This window comes from Pseudoalteromonas sp. S1610 (assembly GCF_005887465.1).
GTDB classification, from domain to species: Bacteria; Pseudomonadota; Gammaproteobacteria; order Enterobacterales; family Alteromonadaceae; genus Pseudoalteromonas; species Pseudoalteromonas undina.
This window is the reverse complement of the sequence record NZ_PNDI01000005.1, coordinates 66689-82637: the sequence shown is the minus strand read 5'-3', so window position 1 is coordinate 82637 and position 15949 is coordinate 66689. Positions and strand designations below refer to the sequence as shown.

Annotated in this window: 16 protein-coding genes; 12 read left to right on the top strand and 4 right to left on the bottom strand. The window is 39.0% G+C overall.

What is annotated here, in order from left to right; translation table 11 throughout:
* Window positions 1-8 precede the first annotated feature (8 nt).
* On the bottom strand, window positions 9-2483 hold the full coding sequence (locus tag CWB77_RS03320) for a penicillin-binding protein 1A (RefSeq protein ID WP_055012263.1): 2475 nt from the start codon (window positions 2481-2483) through the stop codon (window positions 9-11).
* 131 nt (window positions 2484-2614) lie between these two features.
* On the opposite strand from CWB77_RS03320, the gene CWB77_RS03315 reads away from it, so the two are divergent.
* The 9 genes from CWB77_RS03315 (at window position 2615) to CWB77_RS03275 (ending at window position 11793) form a co-directional block, all read left to right on the top strand.
* Complete coding sequence (locus CWB77_RS03315; protein ID WP_010390429.1) at window positions 2615-3694, top strand: pilus assembly protein PilM; 1080 nt, start codon at window positions 2615-2617, stop codon at window positions 3692-3694.
* Window positions 3682-4254: a PilN domain-containing protein gene (locus CWB77_RS03310; RefSeq protein WP_054202545.1), complete on the top strand. Its 573-nt coding sequence runs from the start codon at window positions 3682-3684 to the stop codon at window positions 4252-4254. The genes CWB77_RS03315 and CWB77_RS03310 overlap by 13 nt, the downstream gene beginning before the upstream one ends.
* A complete protein-coding gene (locus tag CWB77_RS03305) occupies window positions 4244-4846 on the top strand; it encodes a type IV pilus inner membrane component PilO (RefSeq protein WP_010390431.1) in 603 nt (200 codons plus the stop codon). The genes CWB77_RS03310 and CWB77_RS03305 overlap by 11 nt, the downstream gene beginning before the upstream one ends.
* Entirely contained in the window at window positions 4846-5382 is a 537-nt protein-coding gene (locus tag CWB77_RS03300) for a pilus assembly protein PilP (protein WP_010390432.1), read from the top strand. Before CWB77_RS03305 ends, CWB77_RS03300 begins: the two co-directional genes overlap by 1 nt.
* Window positions 5369-7459: a type IV pilus secretin PilQ gene (locus tag CWB77_RS03295; RefSeq protein ID WP_010390433.1), complete on the top strand. Its 2091-nt coding sequence runs from the start codon at window positions 5369-5371 to the stop codon at window positions 7457-7459. Before CWB77_RS03300 ends, CWB77_RS03295 begins: the two co-directional genes overlap by 14 nt.
* A 493-nt stretch (window positions 7460-7952) precedes the next feature.
* Complete coding sequence (gene aroK / locus CWB77_RS03290; RefSeq protein ID WP_008466255.1) at window positions 7953-8471, top strand: shikimate kinase AroK; 519 nt, start codon at window positions 7953-7955, stop codon at window positions 8469-8471.
* 29 nt (window positions 8472-8500) lie between these two features.
* Window positions 8501-9571: a 3-dehydroquinate synthase gene (aroB, locus tag CWB77_RS03285; RefSeq protein WP_075170537.1), complete on the top strand. Its 1071-nt coding sequence runs from the start codon at window positions 8501-8503 to the stop codon at window positions 9569-9571.
* Window positions 9572-10888, top strand: coding sequence for an AAA family ATPase (locus CWB77_RS03280; protein ID WP_138621353.1), 1317 nt, complete (start codon window positions 9572-9574; stop codon window positions 10886-10888).
* A 53-nt stretch (window positions 10889-10941) separates the two neighbouring features.
* The gene (locus tag CWB77_RS03275) at window positions 10942-11793 is read left to right on the top strand and encodes a Dam family site-specific DNA-(adenine-N6)-methyltransferase (RefSeq protein ID WP_010390441.1); all 852 of its coding nucleotides are present in this window, start codon (window positions 10942-10944) and stop codon (window positions 11791-11793) included.
* Here the strand turns inward: CWB77_RS03275 and CWB77_RS03270 are convergent.
* Window positions 11756-11941 (bottom strand): DUF2970 domain-containing protein, encoded by a 186-nt coding sequence (locus CWB77_RS03270; RefSeq protein ID WP_041709648.1) that lies wholly within the window; start codon window positions 11939-11941, stop codon window positions 11756-11758. The genes CWB77_RS03275 and CWB77_RS03270 overlap by 38 nt on opposite strands.
* A gap of 3 nt (window positions 11942-11944) precedes the next feature.
* Entirely contained in the window at window positions 11945-12244 is a 300-nt protein-coding gene (locus tag CWB77_RS03265) for a hypothetical protein (RefSeq protein ID WP_010390444.1), read from the bottom strand.
* Window positions 12245-12519: 275 nt separating this feature from the next.
* Here CWB77_RS03265 and rpe point away from each other — a divergent pair, with 275 nt between their 5' ends.
* From rpe to trpS, 3 genes are read left to right on the top strand one after another with little or no spacing between them, the layout of a single operon-like run.
* On the top strand, window positions 12520-13203 hold the full coding sequence (gene rpe, locus CWB77_RS03260; protein WP_010390446.1) for a ribulose-phosphate 3-epimerase: 684 nt from the start codon (window positions 12520-12522) through the stop codon (window positions 13201-13203).
* Complete coding sequence (locus CWB77_RS03255) at window positions 13203-13868, top strand: HAD-IA family hydrolase (RefSeq protein WP_075170534.1); 666 nt, start codon at window positions 13203-13205, stop codon at window positions 13866-13868. Before rpe ends, CWB77_RS03255 begins: the two co-directional genes overlap by 1 nt.
* 33 nt (window positions 13869-13901) lie before the next feature.
* Window positions 13902-14906, top strand: coding sequence for a tryptophan--tRNA ligase (trpS, locus tag CWB77_RS03250; protein ID WP_010390450.1), 1005 nt, complete (start codon window positions 13902-13904; stop codon window positions 14904-14906).
* Window positions 14907-15028: 122 nt separating this feature from the next.
* Here the strand turns inward: trpS and CWB77_RS03245 are convergent, their stop codons facing one another.
* Window positions 15029-15949, bottom strand: coding sequence for a TraB/GumN family protein (locus CWB77_RS03245; protein WP_138621351.1), 921 nt, complete (start codon window positions 15947-15949; stop codon window positions 15029-15031).

Below are 15949 nucleotides of genomic sequence, written 5' to 3'. Positions count from 1 at the left end.
CGCTATATTTAAAATAGCTCTTCTTCAGTTTTAGTGTTTTCTTCAAATATATCATTTGGTTGTGATAACACATACTTGGTGGGAGCAGTGCCCTTTTCAAAGTATTCAAAACGGCTGGTGTAATCGTTTTTATGACTTAACAGCCCCGTTTCTAAGTCAATACGAATAGAAACCAACCCTTCAGGCGGTTCGATAGGTGCCGCAGGTTTACCATCCAGTGCAACTCTCATAAAATCCACCCATGCAGGCTGAGCTGTTTTAGCACCTGATTCTGCGCCTGATATTTGCCCACTTCCTAAGTTATTGTTATAGGTTGAGCGTCCCAACGTATTACCAGGGTTATCAAAGCCAACCCAAACAGAGGTCATCACATCGCGATTAAAGCCGCTAAACCAAGTATCTACAGAGTCATTCGTGGTGCCTGTTTTACCTGACAGATCGCGACGTTTTAGCGCTTGTGCACGCCATCCTGTGCCACTCCAACCTGTTTTATGAGACCAGCTACCACCCCCCCAAATTGCGCTGTTCATAGCACTGGCAATTAAAAATGCATTTTGTTTAGATATAATCTGCGGCGCGCAATTTGGTGCTACTTGCTCACTTAGCATTAGCGAGCTAGGCGTTGTCGTTTCATTATCACAAATTACAGTCGGGTTAGTTTTAAATAAGGTGTTGCCCATGGCATCTTGAATTTCTGAAATAAAGTAAGGTTCGATTAAGTGGCCGCCATTGGCAAAAGTACTCATGCCACGAGCTAACTCTATTGGAGTGATAGATGCGCTACCTAAAGCCAGTGATTCACTGCGATTTATATCTTCATTTGCAAAGCCAAATTTAAGTAAATGATCGGCTGTACGTTGCAAGCCAACACCACGTAATAAACGTACCGAAATCACATTTTTTGATTGTGCTAAAGCACGGCGAATGCGAATAGGGCCATTATAAATGGCAGGGCTATTTTTAGGTCGCCATGCGACACCTTGGCTTTTATCCCATTGATTTATAGGAGCATCATTTAAAATTGACGCTAAGGTGTAGCCTTTTTCAAGTGCAGCAGAGTATATAAATGGCTTAATATTAGAGCCAACTTGGCGTTTAGCTTGCACTGCACGGTTATATTGGCTTTGTTCAAAGCTGTAACCGCCTACAATGGCTTTTATACGCCCGTCTTGTGGGTCTAAAGACACAATGGCGCTTGCAGCTTCAGGGATTTGACTCAAAATATAGCTGTTGTCATCATTTTTACGCAGCCATATTTGCATGCCAGGCGTTAATATATCGCTTGCTGCTTCAGGAGCAAAGCTTTGGCGATAACGGGTGATAAACTTACGTGCCCACTTTAGATTATCCCAAGTCAATGTTGTGCGTTCGCCGCTTTTAAGTATTACTTCCGCGCTTTTGTCGGATACATTTAAAACTGCAGCGGCTTTTAGAGGGCCTAGTTCATTGGCCTCTTTTAAAATGTTTAATAACTTAGAATCAGAAGGTGTGGGCTCTGTTTGTGGATCCCATAAAATGGCTTCAGGACCTCTAAATCCATGGCGCATATCATAGGCATGTAAATTGTTAACCAAAGCCGTTTGTGCCGCCTGTTGAATATTTGACTCAACAGAAGTATACACTTTAAATCCAGAGTTATAGGCTTTATCTATACCGTAGCGCGATACCATTTCAGCACGTACCATTTCTGAAATATATGGCGCATATAAGTCAATTTCAGCCCCATGGAAATAGGCGGTAATTGGCTGGCTCGTAGCTTCGTTATACTGCGCTCTAGAAATATATTTTTCATCTAGCATTCGCCCTAACACTACATTTCTTCTGGCCTTGGCTCGCTTTGGATTACGAATAGGGTTAAGTGCTGAAGGCGCTTTGGGTAAACCGGCAATCATTGCCATTTGTGCAAGAGTAAGCTCTTTTAGCTCTTTACCATAATAAACCTGAGCAGCTGCACCAATACCAAAGGCTCGGTTTCCTAGCTCTATTTTATTCAGATAAAGTTCAAAGATTTCATCTTTTGAAAGTAAATTTTCGATATGGATGGCAATAAATATTTCTTTTACCTTACGAATGTAGGCTTTTTCTCGCGTTAAAAAGAAGTTACGAGCTAACTGCATCGTGATTGTACTAGCACCTTGCTTTTTTTCACCGGTAGAAATAAGTACCAGTGCTGAGCGTACAATACCAATTGGATCGATACCGATATGGTCATAAAAACGGTTATCTTCTGTTGCTAAAAAAGCTTGTAATAAAGGCTCAGGAATTTGGTCTATAGTTACAGGGATACGTCTTTTTTCACCAAATTGGTTGATTAAGAGCCCATCTTTGGTGAATACTTGCATAGGCGTTTGTAATTGAACGTTTTTTAAAACCTGTACGCTTGGAATATCGGATTTAACGTAGTAATAAAGGCTAAGCAATGTAATTAGTGCAAGTAATGCACAAATGATCAAAAATTGTAAAGTTCTTTTTAATAAAATCACTGATAATTCCCTAAACGGACTCCCAATTACAGGTTGAGACTGCTAGTATATATTGATTAAAAATTGAATAATATTTTTTAAGATATAAATTATAACTTGTTTATTATTAAAACAAAGGCAAAGTTTCAAACATGCTAAGTCAATTGATAAAAAAACCATCGCCTATGATGGTGGGTATTGATATAGGATCGCACTCTATCAAGGCCGTGCTTTTAAGTGAAACAGAAACTGGGCTTCGACTAGAGGCACTTGCAATTGAACCTATGCCAAAAGGCGCTATGAGCGAGCGTAACATTCAAGATATTGAAGCAATTGGCAATGTGATAACCAAGTTAAAACGAAAACTACCAAAGTCATTAAAGTCTGCTGCTGTTGCTGTCTCAGGGCAAACAGTGATTACCAAAGTCATTTTCATGGATGTTTCCTTAAGCGACGCTGAATTAGAGTCACAGATTGAGATTGAAGCCGATAGTTTGATTCCTTATCCATTAGATGAAGTCAGTTTAGATTTTGAAAAACTCTCTACTAACAGTGCCGATCCGAGCAAAATTAATGTTCTACTTTCTGCAGCGAGAACGGAAAGTGTGGAAGCGAGAGTAGGCGCACTTAGTGCTGCTAACTTAACTGCAAAAGTTGTGGATGTTGAAAGTTATGCATTAAGTCGGGCTATGGATGTTTACTATCAACAGCTCCCATCTGATGCGTTTGATAAGACCGTTGCGGTAGTTGATATAGGTGCAGTGCTTACCTTAGTCAGTGTAGTGCAATCTGGTGAAACAATTTATACCCGCGACCAAGTATTTGGTGGTGACCAATACACAAATAGTATTGTTGCTTACTACAATAAAGGCTTTGATGAGGCTGAAATTGGTAAAACAACGGGTGATTTACCTCCTAATTATACATTTGAAGTGTTAGCGCCTTTTCAAACCTCGCTATTGCAGCAAGTTCGTCGTGCTGTACAAATGTTTTTAACCACAACGGGTAAAGAGCAGTTGGACTATATCGTACTGACTGGCGGTTCTGCCATGATTAAAGGTATTGATAGGTTATTAATTGAAGAATTAGGGATACATACGGTTGTTGTTGAACCATTTGATAAAATGGAAATATCACCTAGAGTAGATCGTAATATAATACAGCGCCACCGCACTCAGTTTGCAATTGCGACCGGCCTGGCGTTGAGGAGTTTTTCATCATGCCACATATAAATTTACTACCTTGGCGTGAATTACAGCGTGAGCAGTCTAAAAAGAAATTTATTACATTGCTGATGGCCGTGGTTATAGCTTGCTTTGTAACTATGTATGCGCTGAGTACATTCTATAGCGGTCTAAAAGAAGGACAAATGCTAAAAAATAACTACCTCAGCTCAGAAATTACAATGCTTGATCAAAAAATTCGCGATATACGTGATTTAGACAAAAAAAAAGAAAACCTACAACAACGTATGCGTTTAATTGAAGAACTACAAAGCAGCCGAAATTTAGGCACGCAAATAATGGATGAAGTGGCAAAAATAGTGCCTGCCGGGGTTTACTTAACCAAGCTTGAGCGTAAAGGTAGTCAAATTCATGTATTAGGTAAAAGTGAGTCTAATAATCGTTTATCCACTATGCTTCGACAGGTACAAAGTTCTTATTTATTAGAGCGCCCGACAATGCAAGGTATTGTTGCAGGTGAGCAGTCTTCTCGTTTACTCAGCGATTTTAATATGGAGTTCTACGTAAAACCATTTGGCAGAATAGGTGAGGTACGTAATGAACCTTGATTTTAAGTCGTTTTCAGAAATAGATTGGAATGAAATAGAGCTTGATAATATAGGCGAGTGGCCAGTTATTGTAAAAGCAATATGCTGCTCTTTTGTTGCTTGTCTCGTATTGTTTTTTAGCTACAGCTTATTAGTGTCAGATGAGATAGAAAGCTACCATAACGCGGTTGCCAAAGAGATAGAATTACGCACAACTTATCGAACTAAATATGCAGTTGCCAGTAAGCTCGATATCTATCGTGAACAAATGGTTGAGATGGAAGATAAGTTTTCTCAGCTATTAAAACGTCTACCTACCTCAAATGAGACGCCAGGATTATTAGATGACCTTTCCTATGTGGGGACAACCAGCGGCTTAACATTTTTAAAAATTGGTTGGCTACCAGAAGTTGAAAAAGAGTTCTATACCGAACTACCCATTAAAATTGAAGTGGTAGGCACTTATCATGAGTTTGGTGAATTTGTAGGAAAAGTGGCTCAATTGCCAAGAATAGTAAGTTTACACGACTTTTCTATTTTATCATCTGGCGAAAAGCAGCTAACATTTAGTGTAGTAGCAAAAACTTATCGTTATGAAGAGGGAGTAAGATGATGAAGCAACTTCCCTTTTTAACTGTCGCAATATTGTTGCTCAGTGGCTGTAATGAAGATACATCTGAGCAAAAAGAATTTATTGATCAGGTTAAGGCAAACACTACTGCACGTGTAGAAAAAATACCTGAGTTAGTTAAATTTGAGCACTTTGAATATAACGCCAAAGATATACGTAGCCCTTTTGTAGCACCAGAACCAGAAATTATACAAAATAAGCTAACACAAGTTAAAAACTGTCTTCACCCAGACCCAGAACGTGTTCGTCAACCTCTGGAGAAGTACCCATTAGATAATTTATCAATGAAGGGCACAATAGGATCGAACGGCAAGACATGGGCGCTCATTACAGCTGCTGATAACACCTTACACCGAGTATCCATAGGGAGCTATTTAGGTACCTATGATGGAAAAGTAAGCAGTGTTAATAGTGACTATATTGAATTAGTAGAATTAATCCCTGATGGGTCAGGTTGTTGGAAAGAACGTTTGACCAAATTAGAAATGTTAGAGGCGGCAACTAATGGCGCAAATTAATAAGAAAAATGGTATTCCCTATATGCACAAAGCTGAGTGTTCGCATCACCGTATTTTAACGACATTGCTATTTGTATTTTTATTACTAATTACGAAAACAGTCAGTGCAGCCCCTTTACTCTATGATGTTCGATATAATCCATTACTTAAAGGTGAAACCGAATTACAGCTAGTATTTGATGAAGAGTTACAGCAACAACCTGAGGTACAAGTTTTTAATAGTCCGGCACGTATAGAGTTATTATTTAATGCTGTTGAACTAGATGAAGGGTTGGCAAATATTGCTATTAACCAAGCAGGAATAAGTAACATCAGCAGCATGATGACCAGCGCGGGTTTAAAGGTAACCATTAATTTGGAGCGATTAAAAATATATGAAACTGAGGTAAACAACAATTTAGTTTCAATAAGAATATCTGATAATCCCCTAACAGAGCAAATGGTAACAACAAGTGAAGATACACCTGCTTATACCTCTAATTATATTAATGGCATTCAAGCAATTGATTTTCGCCGCGGTGAAAAAGGTGAAGCAAAAGTACTTGTTTACCTGCAAGATACACAGGCTGCTATTGAGGTTCATGAAAGTGGCGGGAAAATCATTGCAGAGTTTCATCATACCGATATTTTAGATGACTTATTGTATGAATTAGACGTACTCGACTTTGGTACTGTAGTGAGCAGTATAGAAACGTTTAAGGAAGATAATCTGACACGCATTGTAATTGAACCTAATAAAGCTTTTGCTTACACGTATCAGCAAATCGAAAATATTTTTACCTTAACGGTTGAGAAAGACGAGACTCAAAATGGATTTTTAGATGGAGGCAAAGAATACTTAGGCCGCCCTATGACGCTTAATTTTCAGGATATCTCTGTTCGCGCTGTGTTACAGATTATTGCGGGCTACAATGATTTTAACTTGGTAACAAGTGACTCAGTAACTGGCAATATTACCCTTCGCTTAGATGGGGTCCCTTGGGATCAGGCGTTAGACGTCGTGCTAAGAATAAAAGGCTTAGACAAACGTATGGATGGTTCTATATTAATGGTGGCGCCATCTGAAGAGCTTGCTGCCCGTGAAGCAAAAGAGTTAAAAGCGAAGCAACAAGTTGAAGATTTAGAGCCACTATATAGTGAATACATCCGTTTAAATTACGCCAAAGCAGAAGATTTTGCCGACTTATTAAAAACAGATACCAATAGTATTATTACAGCGAGAGGCAGTGTGTCTGTTGATCAACGTACTAATACGCTATTAATGAAAGACACAGCAAAAAGCATTGAAAGTGTTCGCCGCATGGTCGAAACCTTAGATATACCGGTCAAACAAGTGGTTATTGAAGCGCGTATGGTAACCGTTCGTGATAATGTAACCGAAGACTTAGGCGTTCGTTGGGGCTTCAGTGATCAACAAGGCTCTGATGGTGTTTCTGGTACATTAGAAGGCGCTGAAACGATTTCTAATGGAAATATTCCTAGCCTTTCAGATCGACTCAACGTTAATTTACCTGTCGCAAATCCATCGGCAAGTATTGGTATGCATATAGCTAAACTAGCTAATGGAACGTTAATTGATTTAGAATTAACTGCGCTCGAAGAAGAAAACAAGGGTGAAATCATTGCTAGTCCGCGTATCACCGCTGCTAACCAGCAAAAAGCGCGTATTGAGCAAGGTACTGAGATCCCCTATGTTGAATCTGCTTCAAGTGGCGCAACAACTGTAAGCTTTAAAAAGGCAGTGTTGAGCCTAGAGGTAACACCTCACATCACACCAGACAACAAAGTTATTTTAAACTTAATAATTACTCAAGATACCCGTGGTGATACTGTTCAAACAGGAACTGGTCCTGCTGTTGCTATTGATACGCAACAAATTGAGACTCAAGTTCTCGTTGAGAATGGACAAACGGTAGTGTTGGGTGGTATTTTCCAACAGCAAATTATTAATTCGACCAAAAAAGTACCTTTATTGGGCGACCTTCCTTACGTAGGAAGACTATTTAAAAGCACAAGCGAGTTTAATGAAAAGCGCGAACTGCTGATTTTTGTCACACCTAAAATTCAAATAGACTAATTACCTAACCTGAGTGCTGCTTGAGACAGATTGACTCTTCAGGGCTTTGGTTACTCAAACTATCTAGGCTGAACGACAAACTAGATGGAATTGGTATTTAGTTATGTTGGTGTGAACACTCCCTGTAAATGTACAATTAGGCAGTATATAATTTTATATTGTGTACTGTACTGCGGATGCATTTTAAGACTACGTTTATGTTGTTTGTGACTGAGTTTTTTTGAAATTACTATACAAAAGCACTTACTAAGTAACACGTAGTAACCTTTAATTGCATAAATTTTAACCCTAGAAGATAAACTTGCCTATAATAAGGTGCTTTTTTGTTAACCAATGGGTAATTATTTAGTTTAATTGCTCGTTATATGGCTTTTTATCCTAATTGACTTGAAATACCCGACCGATTACTGAGATAATCCCTTTCTTAATTTTGGGGCCAGGTCGTTAGGCGGGGTTTTATTTCAAATTTTAGAGTTCGTTTGTACTAAAAGATATGGCTGAGAAACGTAATATATTTCTAGTTGGCCCCATGGGGGCTGGCAAAAGCACGATTGGTCGTCACATCGCTGACCAATTACACCTTGAATTTGTTGATTCTGATCAAGAAATCGAACGTCGCACGGGCGCAGATATTGCCTGGGTATTCGATCTTGAAGGTGAAGAAGGCTTTAGACTTCGTGAAGAATCTGTTATTGGTGACTTAACCGAGATGCAAGGTATTGTTCTTGCTACTGGTGGTGGCTCAGTAATGAGTAAAGAAGTTCGAAACAAGCTTTCGGCTCGCGGTATTGTTGTATACCTAGAGACACCGATTGAAAAGCAAGTTGCACGTACGCAACGCGACAAGCGTCGCCCATTACTGCAAACAGAAGAAGCACCTCGTGATGTACTTGAGCGCTTAGCAGAAGAGCGTGAACCATTATATAAAGAAGTAGCTGATTTTGTTGTACGCACTGATGAGCAGAGCGCGAAAGTTGTTGCTAACCAAATAATCGAGAAATTGGATTTTTAAAAGCCAGTATTAAAAAGGACTAACCCAGCATGCTTGAATTAACTGTTAATTTAGACGAGCGAAGTTATCCTATTTATATTGGTCAATCTGCACTTCAAGATACAGGCCGTCTAATCCATCATATTGGTGATTGTCGGCCTATCATCATTACTAATGACACTATTGCACCGCTCTATCTTCAGCAGTTGCTTGACTCATTAGCACAGCTAAACCCACTTCATTTTATTATTCCAGATGGCGAGCAATATAAATCGCTTACCTGGTTTGAAAAAATATCAGCATTCTTACTTGAAAATAATTGCGGTCGTGACACCTGCTTAATTGCATTAGGTGGTGGCGTAGTTGGTGACTTAACTGGTTTTGTTGCTGCCTGTTATCAGCGCGGTGTGCCTTTTATCCAAATTCCTACCACGTTATTATCTCAAGTCGATTCTTCAGTTGGTGGCAAAACAGCAGTAAATCACCCGTTAGGTAAAAATATGATAGGGGCTTTTTATCAACCCCAGGCTGTGTTTATAGATACGCGTTCTCTACATACTTTACCTACCCGAGAGTTTGCTGCAGGCATGGCTGAAGTTATTAAATATGGCCTAATTTACGACACTGAGTTGTTTGCTTTTTTAGAGCGAAATATCGCTCAATTACAACAGTTAGATGAAGCCTGTTTACAGCATATTATTTTTAGATGCTGTGAAATTAAAGCGCTTATCGTTGCACAAGATGAGAAAGAGCAAGGCCTGCGTGCGCTGTTAAATTTAGGGCACACGTTTGCCCATGCTATAGAAGCGCAAATGGGCTACGGCGTGTGGTTACATGGTGAAGCTGTGGCAACAGGTATGGTGCTTGCTGCCAAGCTTGCTCATACTCGTAACGACTTAACACAGCAAGATGTAGAGCGTATTACCACATTAATAGCAGCGTATAATTTACCAATCGAAATCCCTAGCGATATGACTAGTGAGCAATTTTTACTGCATATGCGCAAAGATAAAAAGAATAAAAAAGGGACTATCCGATTTATTTTACCCACCAAATTTGGTCAGTGTGCATTAGTTGATGATGTATCTGATGATCAAGTTAGAGCGTTGATCGAGCAATAAATGCAGTCACAAATTTTACCAAGCCGTGCGGCTTTGGTGGATAGAATCGCATTACAATTTGAATATGGTCAAAACCTAATTGTTTTATTGGGTACTTCTGGTCTAGGTAAAAGCTATTTGCTTGAAACCTTCATTACTGATAAATATAACGATTTTAATAAAGCATTTGTGCAAGTAAGCGCACAGATGACTGATGTGCAGTTAATGACTCAGTTATTAGAGCAAAGTTTTAATGCACCTTTAATTGATCACAACCTAAGCTTATCGCAAAACTATTATCAATTAGCGCAACAGCAACAATGTGGGGCGTGTTTGTGGGTTATTGATGGCGGCAGACACCTATCTGAAGAGCTAATCGCGGAGCTTGAGCTACTATCAAAAAATGCACCTAATGTACTTTATATTATGATTGCATCGCAGTCTAAACTACCCTTTAAAGATGCAGTAAATATACATTTAGAGCCATTAAATATAGTTGAAAGTAAGCAGCTTATGGGATGGTATTTTACGAGCTTACCTTATGATGAAGATCCTGTCTTTCAAACCTTTTTAGTTGAAGCTCAAGGTAACCCGAGTCTGTTGTTAGCCTGGCAGCCAAGCGAGCAGGTTGCTGATATTGTCGTTAAAGATAAGGTGTCTTGGCGCTTACAGCTGCTCACATTATTATTGATAATTATGCTGTTGATTATTGGTCTTGTGTACAAAACCGATATGACCCAGTGGTGGGAAAATGCTAATCGTCAAATTGATGAGCAAGTGCTATCAACCGCCATTACAACTGAGCAAGCTATTGAAAATAAACCACAGCAACTTATACCACCTGTAAGTAGTGAGCCGTCAGCGGCTGTCATTCAAAAGCCCACTCAAGACTCCACCAATAATAATGTTCCAGCGATTGTCGAGAGCTTAACGGAATCAACGATTGTTGTTGAGCAGGAAAAGCCGGAATTAAAACCCGTTGAAGAAAAACCGATTACTAAACCTGCACAAACAAAGTCGCAAAACCAAATAGTAAAAATACCCAGTAATTGGTACTTACAACAACCTGAGGATAATTTTGTTATTCAGCTCTTAGCCGTAACTCAGCAGCAGGTAGGTAATGAGTTTATTGCTAAACATAAGCTAAAAAGTATTACTAATACATACCAAACTAAACGAAATGGTAAAATATGGTGGGTAGTAACTACAGGTAGTTTTGCTAACTTAAATGAGGCAAAGCAAGCACTGCAAGGGCTTCCTGCAGGGGTTAGAAAAAATAAACCTTTCTATAAAAAAATTAGTAAAATAAAACAAGAAATTGCACGAGTTGATCAGTAAACTCAGTAGCTTTAGTGTAAAATCGCGCAACACCGAATTGAAGTAAAGAGCCAATGCAGCAAAAGAGTAGAGCCTTCCTTAAGTGGGCTGGCGGAAAATACAGCCTCGTTGAAGATATTAACGCGCGACTAAATCAAGCAAGTAAGCATGCAGATACTTTGGTTGAACCTTTTGTTGGTGCAGGCTCAGTGTTTTTAAATAGCAATTTTAAACACTATGTACTTAACGATATTAATGCTGATTTAATCAATTTATATAAAGAGCTCAAGCGTTCGCCTGATGAGTTTATTAGTGATGCCAAAAAGCTTTTTGTTGATTTAAACAACCACTCAGATGCGTATTATGATTATCGCGTGCAGTTTAATCAAAGCAGCGATGTATATGAGCGAGCCATCTTATTTTTATATATGAACCGCCATGGTTATAACGGATTATGCCGCTATAACTTAAAGGGCATTTTTAATGTGCCTTTTGGTAAATATAAAAAGCCTTATTTTCCTGAAAAAGAAATGTACTTTTTTGCTAGCAAAGCGCAACAGGCTACATTTACTTGCCTAGGGTATGATGATGTATTCAAACTGGTGCCTAATAATGCAGTGATCTATTGCGATCCGCCTTATGTGCCATTAAGTAAAACGGCATCCTTTACTTCGTATGCAAAAGGCGGGTTTAATTTGGACGACCAGGCTAATTTAGCGAACTTAGCTGAGCAAGCGGCATTTGAGAATAATACGCCGGTCCTTATTTCAAATCACGATACGGTATGGACACGCAAAATTTACAGCCAAGCTTCTTTGGATAAAATTCAGGTTAAACGCACGATTAGCCCAAAAGGCGGTTCACGAAATAAAGTCGATGAGCTAATGGCTATGTACTTAGCACCGAAGTCACGGTTGCGTAAATAGCCAACACAAATAATACAAAAAGTACCACGGCAATAGCTATTAATGTAATAGGGGAGTGGTGTTTAAAGTCTGTTTGACGTTTATCTTCGGATTGCACACCAAAAAATGCAGCTAGCACACTTTGTAACGCGCTTAAAAAGTGCTGCATTAATTAAAATAATGGTTTGATTGAAGAGGGTTTGTGATTGTCATCAGTACCTGTTAATAACTCTAGGAAGTCTAGATAATGGAACTGTGCACTGCGGCTATCGCCGGTTAACCAAGAAGCCCATGAGGAATCTTCTTCAATTTGAATACAGCGGTTTACGCTATGATTGATAGCGTTAGTTTGCTCTTTATGAAAACAAGTGTTGGCAGAGCTTAATTCTTGCTCCGTATTTGAAGAAAGCGACGCTGCTCCAATAATGACACTTACCGACGTGATTAATAATCCAATTTTAAAAGCACGCATAATATAAACCTAATAATTTAGTTCTTCGCGAAGCATAACAAAAATCGCTTAAATAATACACTTTATTTTTAGTTATATTCACAGCTAATCATACCGCAGAATTTTTTATAAGCATGTTTTATCCTTCTTAGCTCACGCAGCTTAACTGTTGTTATAGTTAAAGACAGTTTGTCATTGGTGTTGCTATCTTAGCGCTATTTTTTAAAGGTGTTACTTGGGTAACATCGTTAATTAAGTTACATTAACGCCATAAATTATTCATTAATGGATTAGCGATGCTCAACTGTGAACAAAAATACTTAATAGCGCCCTCAATATTATCTGCAGATTTTGCACGCCTTGGTGAAGATGTCGACAAAGTGTTAGCTGCAGGAGCTGATGTTGTCCATTTTGATGTAATGGATAACCATTATGTCCCTAACTTAACAATAGGCCCAATGGTGTGTAAAGCACTTCGCGATTATGGGATTAAAGCCCCTATTGATGTTCATTTAATGGTAAAACCGGTAGATAGCTTAATTCCACAATTTGCCGAGGCGGGTGCATCAATTATTACCTTTCATCCAGAAGCCAGTGAGCATATTGACCGCACTTTACAATTGATAAAAGATCAAGGCTGTCAGGCTGGCTTAGTGTTCAACCCTGCAACAAGTTTAAGTTACCTCGATCACGTGATGGATAAAGTAGATGTGATCTTATTAATGTCAGTAAATCCTGGGTTTGGTGGACAAAGTTTTATTCCACAAACACTGGAAAAACTGCGAGAGGCAAAGCAACGCATTATTGATTCAGGGCGTGATATTCGTTTAGAAGTTGATGGCGGTATTAAAGTAGATAACATAGCTGCAGCGGCTGAAGCGGGGGCTGACATGTTTGTTGCAGGCTCTGCTATTTTTAATCAGCCTAACTATAAAAGCGTAATTGATGAAATGCGCCAACAATTAGAAAGTATTAAATAATGAAATATGATGCTGCACTATTTGACTTAGACGGCACACTAGTTGATAGCGTGTATGACTTATATATGGCCTTAAATCTTACGCTAAGTGATTTAGCGTTTCCCATAGTTAGTCAGCGATTAGTTGAAAGCTGGGTAGGTAATGGCATAGAGGTGTTAGTAAAGCGAGCTCTATGCGGTGATATGCAAATTAGTGAGCACCTCGATGAGGCTTTAAGCGAACGAGCTATCAACCTGTTTTATCAACATTACAGTGAGCAGGTTGGTGAATACAGCGTATTATATCAGCATGTTGAAACTGGACTCGCAGCCCTTAGTGGTATGCCCAAAGCACTTATTACCAATAAAGCACGCCGCTTTACTGAACTACTTTTAGATAAACTGGCTATTCGCAGTCATTTTGAAGTAATTGTTTGCGGTGACGACATGGCAAAAAAACCGTCACCTGAGCCACTCTTATTTGCTTGTAATGCATTGAATATTTCGCCAGATAAAGCCATTATGATCGGTGATTCAAAGAGTGACATACTGGCAGCACAAGCTGCTAGTATTGATGTGATAGCCCTTACTTATGGGTATCATCAAGGAGAGCAGCTAGGGGATTATAATCCACAGTACCTATGCGATAACTTCTTAGCTATAATACCGACACTAACGCAGCGTTAAGCATTTCAAATTAAGTAAAAATAAAGGAAAATCATGAGTAAACCAGTAGTATTAAGTGGCATGCAGCCAACCGGTGGTATGACAATAGGCAACTATGTTGGCGCTATTAACCAGTGGGTTAAGCTACAGGAAGAATATGATAGCTACTTTATGCTTGCCGACTTACATGCAATTACTGTACGCCAAGACCCTGAGTTATTACGTGCTCGCGTTTTAGATGGTGTTGCTTTATATACGGCGTGTGGCATTAACCCAGAAAAAGCGGCATTATTTGTTCAATCTCAAGTGCCAGAACATGCACAACTTGGTTGGGTATTAAACTGTTATGCGCAAATGGGTGAGCTTAATCGCATGACCCAGTTTAAAGATAAGTCGGCAACGCATGCAAATAATATTAATGTGGGTTTATTTGCTTATCCAGCTTTGCAAGCAGCTGACATTTTATTATACCAAGCTGATAAAGTACCAGTTGGCGAAGATCAAAAGCAGCACCTAGAGTTAACTCGTGATATTGCGAATCGTTTTAATAATGTATATGGCGACATTTTTACGCTGCCAGAACCTTATATTCCTGAGTTCGGTGCGCGAGTTATGAGCTTGCAAGATCCGCTGAAGAAAATGTCTAAATCTGATGAAAACCCAAATGGTTTTATTATGATGTTAGACGAGCCGAAAAAGATTGAGAAAAAGCTTAAAAAAGCGGTTACCGACTCAGACGAACAAGCACGCATTTATTTTGACCGTAGTGAAAAGCCAGGTGTTTCTAACTTACTTACGTTATTAAGTGTTGCGACTAAGCGTTCAATTGAAGAGCTAGTCCCTGAATACGAAGATAAAATGTATGGTCACTTGAAAAAAGACACCGCAGCAGCTGTTGTCAGCATGATAGAGCCAATTCAGGCTCGTTTTAAAGAAATACGTGAAGACCAAACGTTATTAAATGACATAATGAAAATGGGTGCAGAGAAAGCCAGTGCCCGTGCTGAGAAAACATTAAAAGCAGTTTATGATGCGGTTGGGTTTATTCCACGCCCATAAGCCTGTTTTTTTTGCAGATACAAAAATGCCGCTAATTTAGCGGCATTTTTATATTACGCTGATTAACATTAAAAAGCTAAATATAGACAAAAGTAACAATGCTTGCTTGTCTGTTTTATCCATTACTCGGCCTTAACGATTGTTTTGAACGTTGTATTGTTAATATCAACTAAAGATACTTGGTAGCCTTTATTTTCAAGTAATGTCAGTAAGCTACCTTCTCCGGCTAGGTGGCCTGCTCCCACGAGAACAAATTCACTTTTATCGTTATTAAACATTTGCTCTACTTTAACTAGCCAGTTATTGTTTCTATCAGTCATTAATTGTTTATAAGTTGCAGGATCATTTTTTTGCATCGTTTCAAGTGCTACTGTGTAGAGCGATTGCGTATCACCTTTACGCCAAGCTGAGAGTAATTTTTTAAACATCACACCGTAATTATCAAACCCAGCTAAATTATTTTTGATAAAGTCATTTTCGCTACCTTCACCCATAGTCTTAAATAACTCTAACTGAAACGCCATAGTCTCTAAGTATTGTTGTTCCTTATTATCTAATGTCGCTTTTTTAGTAAAGTAAGCGTCAACGCCTTCACCCATTAAATTTTGTTTTTGCAGCTCCATCGACATCAGCACAATACTAACCATTGCAGGACGAAAGTTATCTAATTTAGTTAGGTTTGCACCAAATTCAGCCAGCTTTTTTTCTAATGCTAACTTTACCTCTAGAGTTAGCTTTTGGCTCAATGTTTCATTATTTTCATAAGATAGTGCGCTCAACATTTTCATTTGTGCTTGTGCATCGCTAGGATCAGGTATTGGTGCTTCTAATACAATCGTATCTGCTTGCTTATAGGCGTGGTTAAACTCCACTGGTAGAGGCATCTCTGACTTAGGTAAAATGTGTACTGTGCCGCCAATAAATAATGAGTCATTTCCTTTACTCACTTGCCACACTGAACTTTGTGCTTGTACAGTCGTTGCTAATAAGCAGCCGCTCAATAATACGGTTGCTGAAAGAACTTTTTTAGTAAATGTATTCAT

What these genes read in the sequence shown, in the direction of transcription:
- CWB77_RS03270 (WP_041709648.1), bottom strand. Translation starts at nt 11,941, where the DNA reads ATGCAGCACTTTTTAAGCGCGTTACAAAGTGTGCTAGCTGCATTTTTT.
- aroK (WP_008466255.1), top strand. Translation starts at nt 7,953, where the DNA reads ATGGCTGAGAAACGTAATATATTTCTAGTTGGCCCCATGGGGGCTGGC.
- aroB (WP_075170537.1), top strand. Translation starts at nt 8,501, where the DNA reads ATGCTTGAATTAACTGTTAATTTAGACGAGCGAAGTTATCCTATTTAT.
- CWB77_RS03310 (WP_054202545.1), top strand. Translation starts at nt 3,682, where the DNA reads ATGCCACATATAAATTTACTACCTTGGCGTGAATTACAGCGTGAGCAG.
- CWB77_RS03300 (WP_010390432.1), top strand. Translation starts at nt 4,846, where the DNA reads ATGAAGCAACTTCCCTTTTTAACTGTCGCAATATTGTTGCTCAGTGGC.
- CWB77_RS03315 (WP_010390429.1), top strand. Translation starts at nt 2,615, where the DNA reads ATGCTAAGTCAATTGATAAAAAAACCATCGCCTATGATGGTGGGTATT.
- CWB77_RS03265 (WP_010390444.1), bottom strand. Translation starts at nt 12,244, where the DNA reads ATGCGTGCTTTTAAAATTGGATTATTAATCACGTCGGTAAGTGTCATT.
- CWB77_RS03305 (WP_010390431.1), top strand. Translation starts at nt 4,244, where the DNA reads ATGAACCTTGATTTTAAGTCGTTTTCAGAAATAGATTGGAATGAAATA.
- CWB77_RS03295 (WP_010390433.1), top strand. Translation starts at nt 5,369, where the DNA reads ATGGCGCAAATTAATAAGAAAAATGGTATTCCCTATATGCACAAAGCT.
- CWB77_RS03245 (WP_138621351.1), bottom strand. Translation starts at nt 15,949, where the DNA reads ATGAATACATTTACTAAAAAAGTTCTTTCAGCAACCGTATTATTGAGC.
- CWB77_RS03255 (WP_075170534.1), top strand. Translation starts at nt 13,203, where the DNA reads ATGAAATATGATGCTGCACTATTTGACTTAGACGGCACACTAGTTGAT.
- rpe (WP_010390446.1), top strand. Translation starts at nt 12,520, where the DNA reads ATGCTCAACTGTGAACAAAAATACTTAATAGCGCCCTCAATATTATCT.
- trpS (WP_010390450.1), top strand. Translation starts at nt 13,902, where the DNA reads ATGAGTAAACCAGTAGTATTAAGTGGCATGCAGCCAACCGGTGGTATG.
- CWB77_RS03275 (WP_010390441.1), top strand. Translation starts at nt 10,942, where the DNA reads ATGCAGCAAAAGAGTAGAGCCTTCCTTAAGTGGGCTGGCGGAAAATAC.
- CWB77_RS03280 (WP_138621353.1), top strand. Translation starts at nt 9,572, where the DNA reads ATGCAGTCACAAATTTTACCAAGCCGTGCGGCTTTGGTGGATAGAATC.